At 41.6% G+C, this 17,208-nt stretch carries 15 protein-coding genes and 3 pseudogenes; 12 read left to right on the top strand and 6 right to left on the bottom strand.

The genetic code is table 11. From position 1 onward, the window contains the following. Positions 1-92: 92 nt before the first annotated feature. The 11 genes and pseudogenes from LRS05_RS11240 (at position 93) to LRS05_RS11190 (ending at position 10,613) form a co-directional block, all read left to right on the top strand. Entirely contained in the window at positions 93-977 is an 885-nt protein-coding gene (locus LRS05_RS11240) for an N-acetylmuramoyl-L-alanine amidase (RefSeq protein WP_257868415.1), read from the top strand. Positions 978-1,030: 53 nt separating this feature from the next. Continuing rightward, positions 1,031-1,276 (top strand): hypothetical protein, encoded by a 246-nt coding sequence (locus LRS05_RS11235; protein ID WP_257868414.1) that lies wholly within the window; start codon positions 1,031-1,033, stop codon positions 1,274-1,276. Positions 1,277-1,355: 79 nt separating this feature from the next. Next, a complete protein-coding gene (locus LRS05_RS11230) occupies positions 1,356-2,342 on the top strand; it encodes an MlaD family protein (protein ID WP_257868413.1) in 987 nt (328 codons plus the stop codon). A gap of 27 nt (positions 2,343-2,369) precedes the next feature. Continuing rightward, positions 2,370-3,695 carry a (Fe-S)-binding protein gene (locus LRS05_RS11225; RefSeq protein WP_257868412.1) on the top strand — a complete coding sequence of 442 codons (1,326 nt, stop codon included), beginning with the start codon at positions 2,370-2,372 and terminating at the stop codon, positions 3,693-3,695. Between the two features lie 2 nt (positions 3,696-3,697). Next, a complete protein-coding gene (locus LRS05_RS11220; protein ID WP_257868411.1) occupies positions 3,698-4,144 on the top strand; it encodes an HAD family acid phosphatase in 447 nt (148 codons plus the stop codon). A 6-nt stretch (positions 4,145-4,150) separates the two neighbouring features. Next, positions 4,151-4,942, top strand: a complete 792-nt coding sequence (locus LRS05_RS11215) for a (Fe-S)-binding protein (RefSeq protein ID WP_257868410.1) — start codon at positions 4,151-4,153, stop codon at positions 4,940-4,942. An 8-nt stretch (positions 4,943-4,950) separates the two neighbouring features. Beyond that, positions 4,951-5,434, top strand: a pseudogene (locus tag LRS05_RS11210) (ABC transporter ATPase). Between the two features lie 84 nt (positions 5,435-5,518). Beyond that, positions 5,519-8,424: pseudogene (locus LRS05_RS17670) on the top strand (glycoside hydrolase family 3 N-terminal domain-containing protein). A gap of 71 nt (positions 8,425-8,495) precedes the next feature. After that, the gene (locus LRS05_RS11200; protein WP_257868409.1) at positions 8,496-8,954 is read left to right on the top strand and encodes a DUF1801 domain-containing protein; all 459 of its coding nucleotides are present in this window, start codon (positions 8,496-8,498) and stop codon (positions 8,952-8,954) included. An 88-nt stretch (positions 8,955-9,042) separates the two neighbouring features. Continuing rightward, positions 9,043-10,182, top strand: coding sequence for an N-acetyl-alpha-D-glucosaminyl L-malate synthase BshA (gene bshA, locus LRS05_RS11195; RefSeq protein ID WP_257868408.1), 1,140 nt, complete (start codon positions 9,043-9,045; stop codon positions 10,180-10,182). Then, positions 10,179-10,613: a protease complex subunit PrcB family protein gene (locus LRS05_RS11190; RefSeq protein ID WP_257868407.1), complete on the top strand. Its 435-nt coding sequence runs from the start codon at positions 10,179-10,181 to the stop codon at positions 10,611-10,613. The genes bshA and LRS05_RS11190 overlap by 4 nt, the downstream gene beginning before the upstream one ends. Positions 10,614-10,624: 11 nt before the next feature. Here LRS05_RS11190 and LRS05_RS17330 read toward each other — a convergent pair whose 3' ends face one another. From LRS05_RS17330 to LRS05_RS11175, 4 genes are all read right to left on the bottom strand, one after another. Next, positions 10,625-11,074: an endonuclease/exonuclease/phosphatase family protein gene (locus tag LRS05_RS17330; RefSeq protein WP_308224900.1), complete on the bottom strand. Its 450-nt coding sequence runs from the start codon at positions 11,072-11,074 to the stop codon at positions 10,625-10,627. Next, positions 11,034-11,444, bottom strand: a complete 411-nt coding sequence (locus LRS05_RS17325) for a hypothetical protein (protein WP_308224898.1) — start codon at positions 11,442-11,444, stop codon at positions 11,034-11,036. Before LRS05_RS17325 ends, LRS05_RS17330 begins: the two co-directional genes overlap by 41 nt. 2 nt (positions 11,445-11,446) lie before the next feature. Then, on the bottom strand, positions 11,447-11,971 hold the full coding sequence (locus tag LRS05_RS11180; protein WP_257868406.1) for a hypothetical protein: 525 nt from the start codon (positions 11,969-11,971) through the stop codon (positions 11,447-11,449). Positions 11,972-12,294: 323 nt separating this feature from the next. Continuing rightward, positions 12,295-13,491 (bottom strand): S41 family peptidase, encoded by a 1,197-nt coding sequence (locus LRS05_RS11175; RefSeq protein ID WP_257868405.1) that lies wholly within the window; start codon positions 13,489-13,491, stop codon positions 12,295-12,297. A 260-nt stretch (positions 13,492-13,751) separates the two neighbouring features. On the opposite strand from LRS05_RS11175, the gene LRS05_RS11170 reads away from it, so the two are divergent. Then, the gene (locus tag LRS05_RS11170) at positions 13,752-14,666 is read left to right on the top strand and encodes a hypothetical protein (RefSeq protein ID WP_257868404.1); all 915 of its coding nucleotides are present in this window, start codon (positions 13,752-13,754) and stop codon (positions 14,664-14,666) included. 70 nt (positions 14,667-14,736) lie between these two features. Here LRS05_RS11170 and LRS05_RS11165 read toward each other — a convergent pair. Beyond that, a pseudogene (locus tag LRS05_RS11165) lies at positions 14,737-15,997 on the bottom strand (DEAD/DEAH box helicase). A gap of 57 nt (positions 15,998-16,054) precedes the next feature. Beyond that, positions 16,055-17,140: a formimidoylglutamase gene (locus tag LRS05_RS11160; protein ID WP_257868403.1), complete on the bottom strand. Its 1,086-nt coding sequence runs from the start codon at positions 17,138-17,140 to the stop codon at positions 16,055-16,057. Between the last annotated feature and the right edge of the window lie 68 nt (positions 17,141-17,208).

The raw sequence follows: 17,208 nt of genomic DNA, 5'->3' as shown, positions 1-17,208 counted from the left end.
ACATTGTATTTAATCTTAAATTTGTACTACATGCGAGTAAAATAAGGTGCTTTAGCTATGTGCATCTTTATTTAATGAAAAACTGATTTACAATGAAAAGCACCCTCACAACCAGACTGGCCGTAATTTTTTTGATGCTTACTGCTGCAATATCCAACGCGCAAGGCAATGCACGTTTCAGGGTTGTGCTTGACGCAGGCCACGGGGGCAAAGATTACGGCGCCATATACCATGGGTTTATTGAAAAGAATATTGCACTTAATGTAGCGCTTAAAGTTGGTGATATACTCGAAAAAGACCCCGCAATGCAGGTGATTTATACCCGTAAGACCGATGCGTTTGTAGAGCTAAAGGAAAGGCCAAACATTGCAAACAATGCTGAAGCCAACATTTTTGTTTCCATACACTGCAATGGTGAAGCCAAAAAAGCAGCATTTGGGGCAGAAACTTTTGTTCTCGGTTCTACAAAGAATGCATCTAATCTTGAAGTGGCTAAAAAAGAAAACGTAGTAATTAAGCTTGAGAAAGATTATAAAACCATTTATGGAGGTTTTGACCCGATGGCTCCCGAAACGCTTTCTTTAAATAAGCCTGTGTCTGATAATATTACCAATCAGAGCATTGACCTCGCCAGCAAGATACAGGATAATTTTACCCAGGATGCCGAGCGTAAAAGCAGGGGGGTACGCCAGGGCCCTTTTTGGGCGCTGAACAAAATAACAATGCCCGGTGTGCTAATAGAACTTGGTTTTATTTCATATAAACAGGAAGGAGAGTACCTTAATTCTGATAAAGGCCAGCAGGAAATGGCAGAAGCGATAGCAAAGGCAATAACTTCATACAAAAAGAATATTTTGTTCCGGGTACAAACGAGTATACAGAACCTGCAGAGGTTGCTGCCACAGATAAGCCCTCTACAGAAAATAAACCTAAACCTGAACAAAAGCCAAAAACTGAGCCTAAGCCGGAACCTGTAAAGCCCAGAGCTGAACCGGCTATTGCTGCCGGAGGCGGTGATGTTGTATTTAAGGTGCAAATTTCTGCCAGCGGTACAAATCTTGACACAACCCCTTCAAATTTCAAAGGGCTTTCAAACATCAGTAAAGATACCAGTACATCTATCATAAAATATTTCTACGGAGCCACTGCTGATTACAGCAACGCAAAGCAACTGCTTGCCGAAGCTAAAGCTAAAGGCTATGATTCTGCGTTTGTTGTGGCATTTAGGGATGGGAAGAAGATTAGTGTGCAGGAAGCTCTCTCAGTAAAAAAGTAAAATTAACAGGAAATCTTTACAATAATATTCACATTTCGGTAATCTAAATTGTCCTACATTTGTTAAAAAATTATTCGTTTTGAAAATTACAAGAGAAGCAAAGACCGCAATTTTAGTAATCGCAGCAATATTATTGTTTATATGGGGTTACCTTTTCCTTAAAGGAAGAGACCTGTTTAATTCTTACAGGAATTTTTATGTAATATATAATGATGTGGAAGGGCTTTCACCTTCTGCTCCTGTAACTCTTAATGGCCTTGTGGTAGGAAAGGTCACAGATATTAGTTTTGTTGATGCTGAGGGCAGGCTGCGTATAGAGATGCAGGTAAAGACAGATTTCCCGATATCAAAGACAAGCCATGCAACATTGTATGAGCCTGGACTTTTAGGAGGTAAGCAGATTGCAATCATACCGGACTTAAAGAATACTCAGGAAGCGGAAGACGGTGACCAGCTATTAAGCGGCCTTAAGCCGGGAATGCTAAGTGTGGTGGGAGAGAAATTATCTCCGCTGCAGACAAAAGTAGAGGCTACAGTAGTGACTGCAGATAGCCTTTTACACAACTTAAATAATGTGTTTGACAGGCGCACACAGGCTAATTTACAGCTTGCCATTGCTGAACTGAGTACTACTATGCAGGAATTTAGCGTGGCGGCCCGTTCATTAAACGGAATTATTTCAGGAAATAAATCAAAAATTGATGGTACGCTTACCAATCTTAATGTAGCTTCTTCTAACTTTGCAAAGATCTCAGATTCGCTTAACCGGGCTGATCTGGGTAAAGTAGTAAAAGATCTGGAAAAGTCGCTTGCTAATGTAGATAAGCTTTTGAATGACGTACAATCGGGCAAAGGCACGGTAGGCAAATTGCTTAAGGATGAGGCTATGTATAATAACCTTAGGGACGCTTCAAATGAGCTGAAGGAGTTACTGGCTGATGTGAAGAATAATCCTAAGCGTTATGTGCATTTCTCTGTTTTTGGCAGGAAGGGCACACCTTATGAAACAACGGCTGTAAAAAAGGAAACAACAACCACTACGACCACAACAACCGAAAAACAATAACACAAGGGGCATCATTGCTTTTGTAGTATGGGGTATATAGATAATATTCTTTTTGTTATAGTTCTGGCAGCCGGCTTTGGCTACTTTGCTATCAACGTAAAAAAACTTATCCGGAACATAAAGCTGGGTAAAGATATAGACAGGTATGACAATCCCGGAGCACGATTGGGGAATATGGCTCTCATAGCTCTCGGCCAGTCAAAAATGGTAAAACGCCCGGTGTCGGGCTTTTTGCATATAATAGTTTATGCAGGTTTCGTCATCATTAATATCGAGCTTCTAGAGATAATTATTGACGGTATCTTTGGTACACACCGCCTTTTCGGCTTTATGGGAGGCTTTTACAGTTTCCTTATTGGCTCATTTGAAATTCTGGCTTTCCTTGTACTTTTTGCGGTAATCACATTCTTAATCCGTAGGAATGTCATCAAACTTTGGCGCTTTGTCCACAGCGATCTTAAAGGCTGGCCAAAGAATGATGCAAATTACATTCTGTACTTTGAGATAGTATTGATGACATTGTTCCTCGTGATGAATGCAGCTGACGGCTACCTTCAAAGCGTAGGAGCAGACCATTACGCTAAAGCCGGGGCTTTCCCTGTGTCGGGACTCATTTCAGGAATTTTTGAAGGCATGGATTATAACACCGTTGCACTAATTGAAAGGATTGCGTGGTGGCTTCATATTATCGGAATTTTGGTGTTCATGAATTATTTATATTATTCAAAACACCTTCACATATTGCTTGCTTTTCCTAATACTTATTTCGCAAACCTGAAGCCTAAAGGTAAATTTAGGAATAATGAAACAGTTACTAATGAGGTGAAACTGATGATGGATCCGAATGCTGACCCATTTGCCGCACAGCCGGTTGATGAAAATGCGGCTCCATCTAAATTCGGCGCAAGCGATGTGCAGGATCTTAACTGGGTACAGCTTATGAATGCATATACCTGTACCGAATGCGGAAGGTGTACGTCGTCTTGCCCTGCAAATATTACCGGCAAGAAGCTTTCGCCACGTAAGATTATGATGGATACGCGCGACAGGCTTGAGGAAGTAGGCAGGAATATTGACAAGAATAAAGGTACTTTTGTTGATGATGGCAAAACGTTGCTTTTTGACTATATTACACCTGAGGAAATTTGGGCGTGTACCACGTGTAACGGCTGTGTAGAAGCATGTCCTGTGAATATAGACCCGCTATCAATCATCATGGATTTAAGGCAATACTTGGTGATGGAGCAAAGCGCCGCACCTACAGAACTTAACGGTATGATGGCAAATGTAGAAAATAACGGAGCCCCATGGCAATACAGCCAGATGGACAGGCTGAACTGGAAAGATGAATAGTTATGAATATTGAGGATATAGAAGGGCAACTAAGGCCTGCAACCGAAAACGGCGAACATATAAGCCCGATATTGCCACCGGGTATAAAAAATTACCTGATAGATATAGACGGGACTATCTGCGATGATATTCCCAATGAAGAACCTGAGAGGATGGTTACTGCAGAAGTGTACCCTGATGCGCTCGCCACACTTAATAAGTGGTATGATGAAGGGCATGTTATATTCTTCTTTACATCACGAACCGAAGCTCACAGGGAGGTGACAGAAGAATGGCTGAACAGGCACGGATTTAAATACCACGGTATGGTAATGGGCAAACCACGCGGGGGCAATTACCACTGGATTGACAACCACCTCGTAAAGGCAACACGTTACCGCGGAAAATTTACAGATTTAATAGAAAAAGAAGTTACCATCCAGGTTTTTGATGATGGTAAGCATGAATAAAAAGTTATGCAGCAGGAACTGAATGTGCCGACAATGGCCGACATGATGATGCAGGGTATACAGCCGGAAGTTTTATTCTGGGTGGGGTGCTCTGGCAGTTTTGATGATCGCGCCAAGAAAATAACAAAAGCCTTTGTAAAAATACTTAACAGGGCGAATGTGCCGTTTGCAGTATTAGGTACAGAAGAAAGCTGTACTGGTGATCCGGCCAAGAGGGCAGGGAACGAGTTCCTTTTTCAGATGCAGGCAATGGCTAATATTGAGGTTTTGAATGCTTATGAAGTTAAGAAGATAGTAACGGCTTGTCCGCACTGTTTTAATACAATTAAGAATGAATACCCCGGGCTAGGCGGAAACTATGAGGTGGTGCATCACACGCAGTTTCTTAAATCGCTCCTTGAAGATGGCAGGCTTACAATTGAAGGCGGGCAGTTTAAGGGTAAGAAGATAACCTTTCATGACCCGTGCTATCTTGGTCGCGCCAACAACATTTATGAAGCGCCGCGTGACCTGATGGAAAAACTGGACGCCGAACTGGTTGAAATGAAACGCTCACGTGCCAACGGATTATGCTGTGGTGCAGGTGGAGCGCAAATGTTTAAGGAACCTGAACCGGGTTTTAAAGATGTAAATGTGGAAAGGACTGAAGAAGCTCTTGAAACCCAGCCCGAAATTATTGCTGCCGGATGCCCATTCTGCAATACAATGCTTACTGACGGCGTTAAAGCAAAAAACCGTGAGCATGACGTGAAGGTGATGGATGTTGCCGAACTGATTGCAAATGCACAGGATTTATAAGAAAAATTATGTACGTACCTTTTGATACACTGCCTGATGACGGCAGGATTTGGATTTACCAGGCAAACCGCAAGCTGAGTGATGATGAGATTGCCGAAATCGAACGTGATCTTAAGCAATTTCTTGAGGGTTGGGCTGCACACGGGACCCCCGCTTGAATCTTCATTTGAATTGCGTTATAACAGGTTCATAATTATAGGTATAAATCAGGCGGTACAACCTGCAACAGGATGTTCAATTGATGCCTCCGTACAATTTATCCAGGATTTAGAGAAAAAATATAGTATTGACCTGCTTGACAAGATGAATGTAACTTTCAGGCTTGGAGAGCATATTGCGCACAAGCCGCTGGTTGATTTTAAAAGGATGGCGAAGGAAAAGGCGGTTTCAGGTAACACGATTGTTTTCAATAACCTGGTGAATAATATAGGTGAATATAAAGAATTTTGGGAAGTTCCCGCTGAAGAAAGCTGGCACAGCCGCTTTTTTTAAAACGGAGCCAAATATGGCTTCATAATTGTAATCATCATTATTAACCTAATGGTGATTTATTATTTAATAAGATATACGGTTTCAATGAGGATTTTTGGGATAATTTGCTTCCTGCTGATGCATACTGTTTATGCACAGCGCACTTATAATTTTAGCGACTATAAAAGCCCTGCAGAGCAAAAGTGGGTTGACAGCGTTTATGCAAATATGTCTTTTGATGAAAGAGTAGGGCAGCTATTTATGGTTGCTGCTTACTCAAATAAAGATATGGAGCATGTAAAAGGCATTGACCGTCTTGTTAAAGATTTCAAGATTGGTGGTGTGATTTTCTTCCAGGGCGGGCCGGTAAGGCAGGCAAGGCTTACCAACCGTTACCAGGCTGCGGCCAAAGTACCTCTCTTTGTTGGTATTGATGCCGAATGGGGCCTCGCCATGCGCCTTGACTCAACCTACCGTTATCCGTGGAATATGACGCTCGGCGCTGTACAGGATATGAACCTTATTGAAAAGATGGGTGAACAAATGGCAGAGCAGGCAAAACGGATGGGAATACATTTCAATTTTGCGCCCGTGCTTGATATCAATACAAATGCAGCAAACCCAATCATCGGGAACAGGTCTTTTGGCGAAACAAAAGAAAATGTAACCGGCCGGGCACTGGCACTTATGAAAGGAATCCAGAAAGGTGGCATTTACGCTACCGGCAAGCACTTTCCAGGCCATGGCGATACCGCAAACGACAGTCACCACACGTTGCCATTCCTGAATTTTTCAAAAGAAAGGCTTAATGATACAGAGTTCTTTCCGTACAAAAAACTATTTGATGAGGGGCTTAGCAGCATAATGGTTGCCCACCTCAATGTCCCCTCAATCGAAGCTACAGAAAATTACCCCACATCGCTATCGTATAATGTTATAACCAATATTGTTCAGGGTGAAATGGATTTTAAAGGCCTTATTTTTACTGATGCGCTTAATATGAAAGGCGCCAGCGCTTTTATGCAGCCAGGAGATATTGACCTGGAGGCTTTCCTGGCAGGTAATGATATACTATTGTTTGCTGAAAATGTACCGGTGGCCATAGAGCGTTTTCGTGAAGCGTATACCGACAGTATCCTCAGCGAAAACAGGCTTGCTTTTTCGGTGAAGAAGATTTTAGCTTACAAGCACAGGGTTGGACTTACAAAATATACTCCTGTTGATACAGCCAACCTGTATGCCGACCTGAATGCATCACACTATGAAGACCTGAATTACAAGCTATACGAAGAAGCTGTGACGGTCTTGAAAAATGATGATGAAATTTTACCGGTACAGCAGCTTGAAAACGAAAAAATTGCTTACGTAAAGCTTGGCGATGATGACGGCAGCCAATATTTAGAAACATTGAGAAAATACGCTGAAGTAACTGAAGTGCAGGAAGACAGCCTTCATCTTGTAACGGCAAAACTTAAGGAATTTTCAACTGTGATAATTGGTTTCCATAAAGCTGACGGAGCCTGGAAGAAACATAACTTCAGTGATAAAGAGTTAGTATGGATTGATAGCATCGCTAAAGGCCGGAAAGCCATTCTTACAGTTTTTGCCAAGCCGTATACGCTAAATGCCATCAAGAATTATAAGAACTTTAATTCTGTAGTACTGGCCTATCAAAATAATCTTATCGCCCAGACAGTTGCTGCCGAGGTGATATTCGGGGCTGTTCCCGCTAAAGGTAAACTGCCGGTTTCAATAAGCAATGTATATAAAGTCAATTTTGGCATGCCTACGCAAACGGTTAACAGGCTTGGCTTTACAACCCCCGCAATGCCGGGATGGATCCTGCCATACTTACAAAGATTGATATGATTGCTAACCGGGCGATAAATGAAAAAATGACACCCGGTATGCAGATACTGGCTGCGAGAAACGGAAAGGTATTCTACCAAAAATCATTTGGCTACCATACTTATGACAAAAGAGATATGAAGGTGAAGAACAGTGACGTATATGATGTGGCTTCGCTGACAAAGATACTGGCAACACTACCGAACATTATGCAGTTGTATGATAAAGGCCTGCTTAAGCTTGACGATAAACTTGGCAACATTTTACCGGAGTTTGCTAATACAGATAAGAAGAATATTACGGTAAAAGACATGCTGCTGCATCAGGCACGTTTCCAGCCGTGGATGCCGTTTTACCAGGAAACACTTGATGCAACAAAACACCCTGATTCGGCCTATTACCGCAAGGTGTACAGCCCCGAATTTCCACATCAGGTAGCCGAAAACCTTTACCTGCGCGAAGATTATCCTGGTATAATCATAAGCAAAATCGCCCAAAGCAAGCTGCTTCCAAAAGCTGAATATAAATACAGTGACTTTTCATTTATCCTGTTTAAGGAATATCTGGAAGCAAAAACCGGTAAATCGCTTGACAGGCTTGCTAATGACTCATTCTATAAACCATTAGGGGCGGCTGCCACAACCTATAATCCGCTGCGTAAGTGGGATATGTTTGAAATGCCTCCCACAGAGGTAGATAACTACTTCCGTTACCAGGTGATCCAGGGTTACGTACATGATATGGCCGCAGCAATGCAGGATGGTGTTGCCGGGCATGCAGGGCTTTTTTCAAACGCTATGGATGTAGCCAAAATAATGCAAATGTACCTGCAGAAGGGTAACTACGGGAATAAGCAGTATTTTTCTTCAAAAACATTTGATACATTTAACACATGCTGGGAATGCAAATCAGGTAACAGGCGCGGGCTTGGTTTTGATAAGCCACAGCTTGAAAAATCAGGGCCAACGTGTGGATGTGTTTCAAAGTCAAGCTTTGGGCATACCGGTTTTACAGGCACTATGGCATGGGCTGACCCGGAGAGCGGAATTGTGTATGTGTTCCTGAGTAACCGTACCTATCCTGAAGCAGGCGAAAACAAACTATCAAAAGAAAATATTCGAGAAGATATACAACGGGTTCTACAAGAAGCGATTATCAAGTAGCCAGCCGTTGGGCACAAGCTAATACATGAGTAGAATTTGTGCTTCAAAATATAAAGATTAAAAGAAAAATTATGCAATACCTTGACGCTAAAAACGCTGATGAATATTTTGAAGCTATTCCTGAAGAAAGAAGGGCGGCTATGAAAAAACTGCGGGAAGTAATAGTAAAAAATCTACCAGAGGGCTTTAGCGAGAGCATGGGGTATGGCATGCTGGGCTGGGGCGTACCACATTCAATCTATCCGGCAGGTTATCATTGCGACCCAAAGCAGCCGTTGCCTTTTTTGGGCATAGCATCTCAAAAGAATTTTATTGCACTGTACCACATGGGCATTTATGCCGACAAAGACCTTCATGATTGGTTTGTAGGAGAATATCCAAAATATGTGAAGACTAAGCTTGATATGGGTAAGAGCTGTATCCGCTTTAAAAAGCCGGAGAGTATTCCGTTTGACCTTATAGGCGAACTTGTTACCAAAATGACTGTACAGCAGTGGATAGACCGATATGAAGCTAACCTGAAACGCTGATGATGTAGCTGGCAAGCATTCGTTAATTATACACAAAACAGGTTGAGGCCTGTTTTTTTTATGTAATTTCGTACTTTAATGTTTCCTGATGAAAATAGCTATTGTATGCTACCCAACCTTTGGAGGAAGCGGGGTAGTAGCAACAGAACTGGGCCTTGAGCTGGCACGCCGTGGCCACGAAATACATTTTATAACCTACAGCCAGCCGGTTCGCCTTGCGCTGCTTAACCCAAATGTGCATTACCACGAAGTGCATGTGCCTGAATATCCGCTGTTTCATTACCAGCCCTACGAACTGGCACTATCAAGCAAACTGGTAGATATGGTCAAGCTCCATAACATTGAACTGCTGCATGTGCACTATGCTATTCCGCATGCTTACGCGGGCTACATGGCCAAGAAAATGCTGAAAGAGCAGGGTATAAGGATACCAATGGTAACAACGCTTCACGGCACGGATATCACACTGGTGGGCAACCATCCGTTTTATAAACCTGCAGTAAGCTTCAGTATCAATCACAGTGATGTTGTAACCTCGGTATCGCAAAACCTTAAAGATGAAACGTATAGGTTGTTTGACATTAAGCGTGATATTGTTGTAATCCCTAACTTCATTGAGATTAACAAGAATAAAGTTGATGAAACTTCTGCATGTCATAGAGGGCTTATGGCAACCGATAAGCAAAAGATTATAACACATATAAGCAACTTCAGGAAAGTAAAACGCATTCCTGACGTAGTGAAGATATTCAACGAGATACAAAAAGTTATGCCTGCCAAACTTATGATGGTAGGTGACGGGCCCGAACGTGCAGCCGCTGAGAAGCTTTGCAGTGAATTAGGAATTTCTGACAAAGTAATTTTCTTTGGTAACAGCAGCGAGATAGACCAGATTTTATGCTATAGTGACCTGTTCCTGTTACCGTCTGAAACAGAAAGTTTCGGGCTTGCTGCGCTTGAGGCTATGGCTTGTGGAGTACCTGTAATTTCTAGCAATTCCGGTGGTTTGCCTGAAGTAAATAAGGACGGGTACTCGGGCTATATGGCTGATGTAGGCGATGTTGAGAGTATGGCAAAAAAAGCGATAGCTATACTTGAAGATGACAACAGGCTGTATGAATTTAAGTCTAATGCTTTAAAAGTAGCGCAGGAGTTTGATATAAAGAATATTTTACCAATGTACGAACAGCTTTACCGCAAAGCCCTAAAACAACAACAGCACGCATGAAAAACTTAGTTATAGCATTTACTGTAATTTTATTTGCTGCCTGCAATGCAGGTAAAGATTCTAAAACAAAAGATAATCAGGCAGATAAGTCTGCAGCATCATCTATTAGCTATGAAATTCTGAAGCAGGAAGAATACGGTGGCAGGGAAATTGAGGGTAATGTAGTTGTGAAAACCCAGGCTGAACTCAATAGTTTATACAGCCAACTTGGAATTGGCACTGCGCCTGTAGTTGACTTTTCAAAACAGGCTGTCATAGCATTGTTTATGGGACAAAAGAACAGCGGTGGCTATAGTATCGGTATTGAAAATGTTACAGACGATGGCAAAAGTGTAACAGTTACAATAAAAAGAAATCGCCTGAAGGTATGGCAACAATGGCGCTATCTCAGCCTTACTGTATTGCATCAATTACTACAACCAAATCTATAAATTTTAAATAATTATTTGATATCCAGTTCGGTATAAACCGGCAGGTGATCGCTTGGATACCTGCAATGGTCTGAATCGCTTAGAACGGCATATTTGTTTACTGTTACATTTGGAGACGTAAAAATGTAATCTATCCTCGTAATAACGGGTTTATCGAATTTAAAAGCATTAAATGTGCCTTCAGGCCCGTGCTTTTGCAACGCATGTAGTTTAGAATCATGCAGTTGTGCCGACAATAGTTTAATACTTTCGGCAGAATCTTCAAGATTAAAATCGCCCGTGAGAATAATTGAGTAGTTTTTAGTATTTACTGCGTTTATTTTATTGATAATCAACTTTGTACTTTCAATTCGTGCTAATTCTCCAACATGGTCAAAATGTGTGTTGAAAACCCAAATCCTCTTTTTTGTCCTGATATTTTCAAACAAACCATAGGGTACAAATACGATTATAAGCAGCATCCCATCCTTTTGAAGGAACATCGGGAGTAGGTGATAACCAAAATGTTTTCTGCTGTACCAGCTTGTACTTGAGCTTATTATAGAAGATAGCCGAGTACTCACCACTACCATTGCCATCGCGGCCTTCGCCAATGTAATTATATCCGGTTAATTTATCTGCTAAAAACTGCATCTGGTTCGGCAGGGCTTCCTGAACTCCCATAAAATCAGGCTCATAGAACAAAATTTGGCTTGCCATCATATCCTTCCTGTTGTCCCAGCGATTTTCACCATCGCTTACCAAATCAAGCCGGATATTATATGTCATTACCTTTACCTGTGAGTATAAGGCAAACGATATCAATGATATAGCAACAAAGAGAGCCCGCATAATTACGGGATTGATGTTAGCCCGTAAAACCTGAATTTGCCACCTACTTTCACAAATCTAAAGCTATGGCTCGTGCCTTTATGAACTTTTGAGAACTCGCCCGGGTAGTATGTTTCAACCCATACTTCGTACAGCTTCAGGTCTTTAGGGTAATCTTTAGGCATTACTTTGGGCTTGAAACCTTTTAAGGTTATAGAGCTGAATGAGTAACCTTTTTTTGCCATGGCCTTGTATACCGGCGACTCAGTAAACTTTTGGCCTATTACCGCAAAAAAGAATTCGGCGGGTACAAACATAGTGCCGTCAGCAGCTACGTCCATAGCGCCAACACAGTCAACGCAATCAACTTCTTTCAGGCTGAGGCTAAGAAATTTAGCTTTGTCGCCTTTAACTAAAGCATCAACTAACTGAACGAAGTTTTTGTCAAGTTCATCCCAGTCATTTGGTGACTGTTTTTTTACAGCTGGCTTTTGTGCAAATGCTATCTGGAAGCAAAAAAGTGCAAGCAGCAATCCTAATTTTTTCATGAGGTAAAATTACTAAAATCCTTCAACGTATTTTCAGGCCATAAATTTTATTGCACTATTGTTTTTTGCGAGTGCAGCAATTAACAAATAATTAGTAGTCTGAATTACTAGTTTTCTGTAAGATTTATTTTCTCATGCAAAAGGCAATTTAGTCTTAATTAAATAATTGAAAAACAAGTATTTGTATTTCGAGTTAAATAAAATCGATGAACTGCACTTTTTTGAAAGGGTTTTGTAACAATGATGTTGAAAAGGCATCGTAATTTTGCAAAAGATTTTTGAACCAAAATCGTTCTTTGACATCACGGCAAGTTTTGCAGAAACTATCTGGCGAGTGATAGAGCTTTCGCAAAAGTTTCTGAAGAATTGGCTGTGATATATTTTGGCATAAAATCTTCTCGTGGCGTATCATTAACATGGTACATGCCTTCGATGGGAATCTGGTAACCGATGTTTGTGTTTTTCATCCGGTAGGTGTAAATTGCCCCAAGCAGACCCGCCATTTTCGTACCCGTTATTTTTGCGCGTCTCATGGCGTCAAACCCAATTACCATGCCTTCGCCCATGCTGCCCGTCCAATGGCCTGCCATCACTACAAGTTTTCCTGTGTAGTTTGTTTTTCTCGGCGATACAAATTCAACCCAGCTGCGTACAGTGCCATATTGCTTTTCGTTGATTACATGCTTCTGGTAAGGCAATGGGCTGCAGGTAAACCTGCCCATTATACCTCGCGCCACAGTAGTATTGCCACCGCCGGGAGTATCGGTAAGGTTAAGTATTATAGATTTTGTTTTTATAAGATCGTCCAGCGCTTTATCAAATTCAGCAATAACATCGGTATTACCCAGGCTGTTATTTATTTTAATATAGCCTATGTTGCCCGGCAGTAATTTGTAGTCAAGAAGTTTTTCCGGCCTTACAGGTTTATGCGCATCAGGATAGTATATTTTTTCAATACCATTTTCTATGAGTGTAATTTCACGCTGTGTATCATGCGTGCCTGCCATCAGCATATTTAAAGCATAAGAATACATGCTTTCATTATAAGATGTTATATATTTTGGGAGAAAGCGCTTTAGCTCCTCACCAACAGCTTTACCATTAAACTTCAGTAACTGCATTCCCGGTTTCAGTCCGCATGCTTCAGCGCCGGATTGTGGTTTTACATCTGCAATGAAGTAATAGTTACCCCGCTTTTCTGCAAACAGGTCGTTACCTGAGGGAATTATCCTGTTTGATGATGGCAGATTGGTTGTAAGTGAAACATGCCCGTTATGAAACTCCTGCAGCACCTGCTCAAGAAAGGTTATAAATTGTGCGTCGTCTTTGATAGCAGCAGCCTGTGGCTGATATATATCTTTAACCTTTGCCCAGTCAATGTGTTGCTTTTCAAAATAGGCATAGTTGTCGTTATAGTCATTCCACAGTTCAAGGAAATCCTGCTCATATCTTGTTTGAGATAAAGCGCTTATTCCTAAAAGGGTACAAAAAATTACAATGTACTTGCCAAAATATTTCATAAGAGCAAATATATACATTAGAAAGAATACATTTCATTGATATATACTCCTGACAATATAGCCAACGTATTGTTAGAAAATATTCATCGATTATTTTCGTATTTTGTCGATATCACTTTTTCTATATAAGAATATAATCTTATATTTGCATTATCAAATTGGCCAGTTTGAAATAATACTTCGTTTTATTTAAAATCAATTCACAATGAAAACTTTAAAAAAGTAGATTTTTTACAATTATTGGATTATTCGTATTGGCAGTGGGTATATATTCTTGCTCTGAGCATGAAAGTGTACAGGTGCAGGATTCTCATGCTGTAATGCTTGAAAATCTTAAGGCATTCAATAATGACTTCATTACAAAACATCCTCAAAGCGCTGCAAGCCAAAGAGGCGGGTTTTGGGGTAAAGTGTTGCAGGTAGCAGCTGTTGCAACAGGAGACCTTTCAGGTGCTGCAGCAGGTGTATGGGGAGTTCAGAAACTGGCAATTGCTGCAGGTGCGGCAACCAGCGGTACAGGTTATGCAGTGGTTTCTGCTGCGGGAGCTGTTGTTGGTGCGGCCGGTGGGTCATACATGGCTTATTGTACAGTGAAACCAAGAGCGTGTGCAAATAACAGGGGAGGTATGCCTGAACTAATTGAATATGAAGACAGGTATGATATTAATTTTGAAATTACAAACCCAAAATTTGTAAACCTTAATGAGTTAGGATATCTGCACAACAGCATCCTTGAAGAGTCATATTATGGTGGTATAAGCCAAAAAGACTGGTTAACGGCAAAATCTATCAGCGGAACTTCATATCTTTTGAAAACAGCCAGTGAAGATGATAGTAAATCATTAATGAATACACTCTTCCAGTCAAGTGAACTGGCAAATGTTAAGAGCGGTATAAGCAATGCAATTGGTAAATATTCTCAGGACGATAAATTTGATTACAAGGTTTTATTACAAAGCCTGCTTAATGATCAATTGATTAATCAAAACCTTTATGATGTTTTAGATTTATTCTTAAATGTTTACAATAAGGCTGAATCATTTGAAGATTTTGAAACTATCATTAAATTTTATGTTGCTGAAATTGAAAATTCAAATCTGAATGATACGGAAAAAGAAGCGCTTTTAGCTGCATTTTCAGTTGCTGCAAAAAGCCCATATTTCTGGACTGAATAGTTTTTAAATTTATCTGATATGATGAAAGGGCTGCTTAGGCAGCCCTTTCTAATTAAATTAAAAACGCCGGTTAGTACCAGCGTTTTTTATTCTTTTTTGAAGCATCGCTCTTACGCGAATTGTTCTTATTATTCGGGTTTTTATTTTTATTCCGCAGGTCGGGTTTTGCATCCGGTTTAGGTTCAGGTGCGTTGCCTATTGGGTAGGGGTGCCCCTCAATAACTTTAAGTTGCATGCGTATCAGCTTCTCAATATCTTTAAGGTAAGGCAGTTCATCTTTACTGCAAAAAGATATGGCAAGCCCTTCATTACCCGCACGTCCTGTACGCCCAATACGGTGTACATAAGTTTCGGGAATATTCGGCAGGTCAAAGTTTATCACATACGGCAGGCTTTCAATATCAATACCGCGGGCAGCAATATCTGTAGCCACCAGTACCGATACTTCTTTGTTCTTAAAGCCCTCAAGCACGCGCACACGGGCATTCTGGCTTTTGTCGCCATGAATGGCTTCAGCATTTACCCCATGCTTTTTCAATGCTTTTACCACATTGTCAGCGCCGTGCTTTGTACGTGTAAATACGAGCACATTGCTCAGGTTTTCGTTCCGGATAAGGTGGTATAGCAATTTGCGCTTATCACCCTTATCTACGTGGTACAGCTGCTGCTTCACACGCTCAGCGGTAGATGATACTGGTGCCACCGCTACATACTTAGGGTCGGTTAAGAAAGTATCTGCCAGTTCGCGTATTGCCATCGGCATAGTAGCAGAGAATAAAAGCGTCTGCCTGTTATCCGGAGTGAGCTTAATGATTTTCCGTACATCATTTATAAAACCCATATCCAGCATCTGGTCAGCCTCGTCAAGCACCAGGTGGTGCATGTGGTTCAGGTCAATAAAGCCCTGCTTGTGCAGGTCTAGCAGTCGGCCAGGTGTGGCAATAAGCACATCAACGCCTTTTTTAAGCTGGTCGGTTTGGGATGTCTGGTTCACACCGCCAAAAATGGTAAGCTGCCTTACGTTGGTATATTTTCCATACGTGTCAAAGCTGGCGCCAATCTGCAGGGCAAGTTCACGTGTTGGTGTTATTACAAGCGTGCGTATGTATTTGCGTTTCTTTTCGCTGCCTACAATACGGTGCAGGCTGTTAAGTATAGGTATGGCAAAGGCCGCCGTTTTTCCGGTACCGGTCTGCGCACAGCCCACAAGGTCTGTCCCCTCAAGTATAACAGGTATTGCCTGTTGCTGTATAGGGGTAGGGGGTTTCATAGCCTTCATCGGCCAGGGCCTGCTGTATATTTTTCAGCAGGTTTAAATCTTCAAATTTCATCTAATCGTTTCTAAATAAGCCGCAGCATAAGTATTGCGGCCCGGCAAAGATACGCTTTTAATATTTAGCGGAATTTTTAGCAGATTCGTCAGTTATTGCAGCATTGTTTACTAATGATGTCTTTGCCTTCATAAAATCAGTTACAAGATAAGCAATGAGTTTTCCTGTAAGATGGCTGTTGGCAGCGTTATCAAGGCTTGGTGCGCCTTCGCATATGTGCAGGTATGCCGCATTTTTCTGTTTCCCGAAGAAGTAAACAAACTGCCTTGCCCTTTCAGCGCTAAAGCCTGAAGGTGTCATGGCACTGCTGGCCACGTTTACAATCGCATCAAGGTCAAGCTCAACACCGTATCGTTCATCATTTATAAACTCAAGGGCGTTGTGCATTTCGGCAGTGAAACCTTTTTCACGCGTTACGGCAATCTGTTCGTAGGTATTGTATTTAACGCGGCCCTCGGTTTTCTTAATGGTTTCCATTACACCTTTGCCGCAATAATTTTCATGCAGCCCGAAGATAAAGTATTTCCTTAGGAAGCCTTCTTCATAAGCGTAGCTGAAACCGTTACCGCTGTGGCGCCCTTCAAGCAAGCGGAAGTCGGTATGCGCATCAAAATTAACAGCATTTACAGGGCGGCCTTTTGCCAGCGCTGTACCTTTAATATTACCGTAGGCATTGTTGTGGCCACCGCCTATAATGATGGGTGTTTTCTTTGCACGCACAATAAGGGTTATTATGTGCGATACCTCTTTATCAAGCTGCTCTACAAGGGCCGAAAGCTTTTTACGGTCTGCTTTTTCGTTAGGGTCAAGGCCTTCAGCCTGCTGCAGGGCTTCGGCAGTATCTACACAGCCGAGTATTAACAGCCTTCCGGCTTTAAAAAATTTGTTATGTTGTAGGTTTACTATGCTTTTCAGAGCGCCTTCCCAGGCTGTTGCAGTGCCGGGACGGCCATAATTGGCACGTACGCCTACATCTTCGGGTATTCCTAATAATACAAATTCAGCATCGGTTGCAGCAAGCCCTTCTTCAATGGTAATACCCGGTGGCAGCACTTGTATACGCTCACCATATTTAATCTCGCCGCTGCGCTCGGCAGTATACTTCAATAGGCTGTTTTCTGTGAACCTTACTATATTTTCCATGGCAATTTTGTGGTAACCAAAAATACTATTTTAGTTTAATTTTCGTTAAAAAAGATAAAGGCAAAATG

It is taken from the genome of Flavobacterium sp. J372 (assembly GCF_024699965.1).
Lineage (GTDB): Bacteria > Bacteroidota > Bacteroidia > Flavobacteriales > Flavobacteriaceae > Flavobacterium.
Note: the sequence above shows the minus strand (reverse complement) of the source record. Positions and strands in the feature narration are given on the sequence as shown.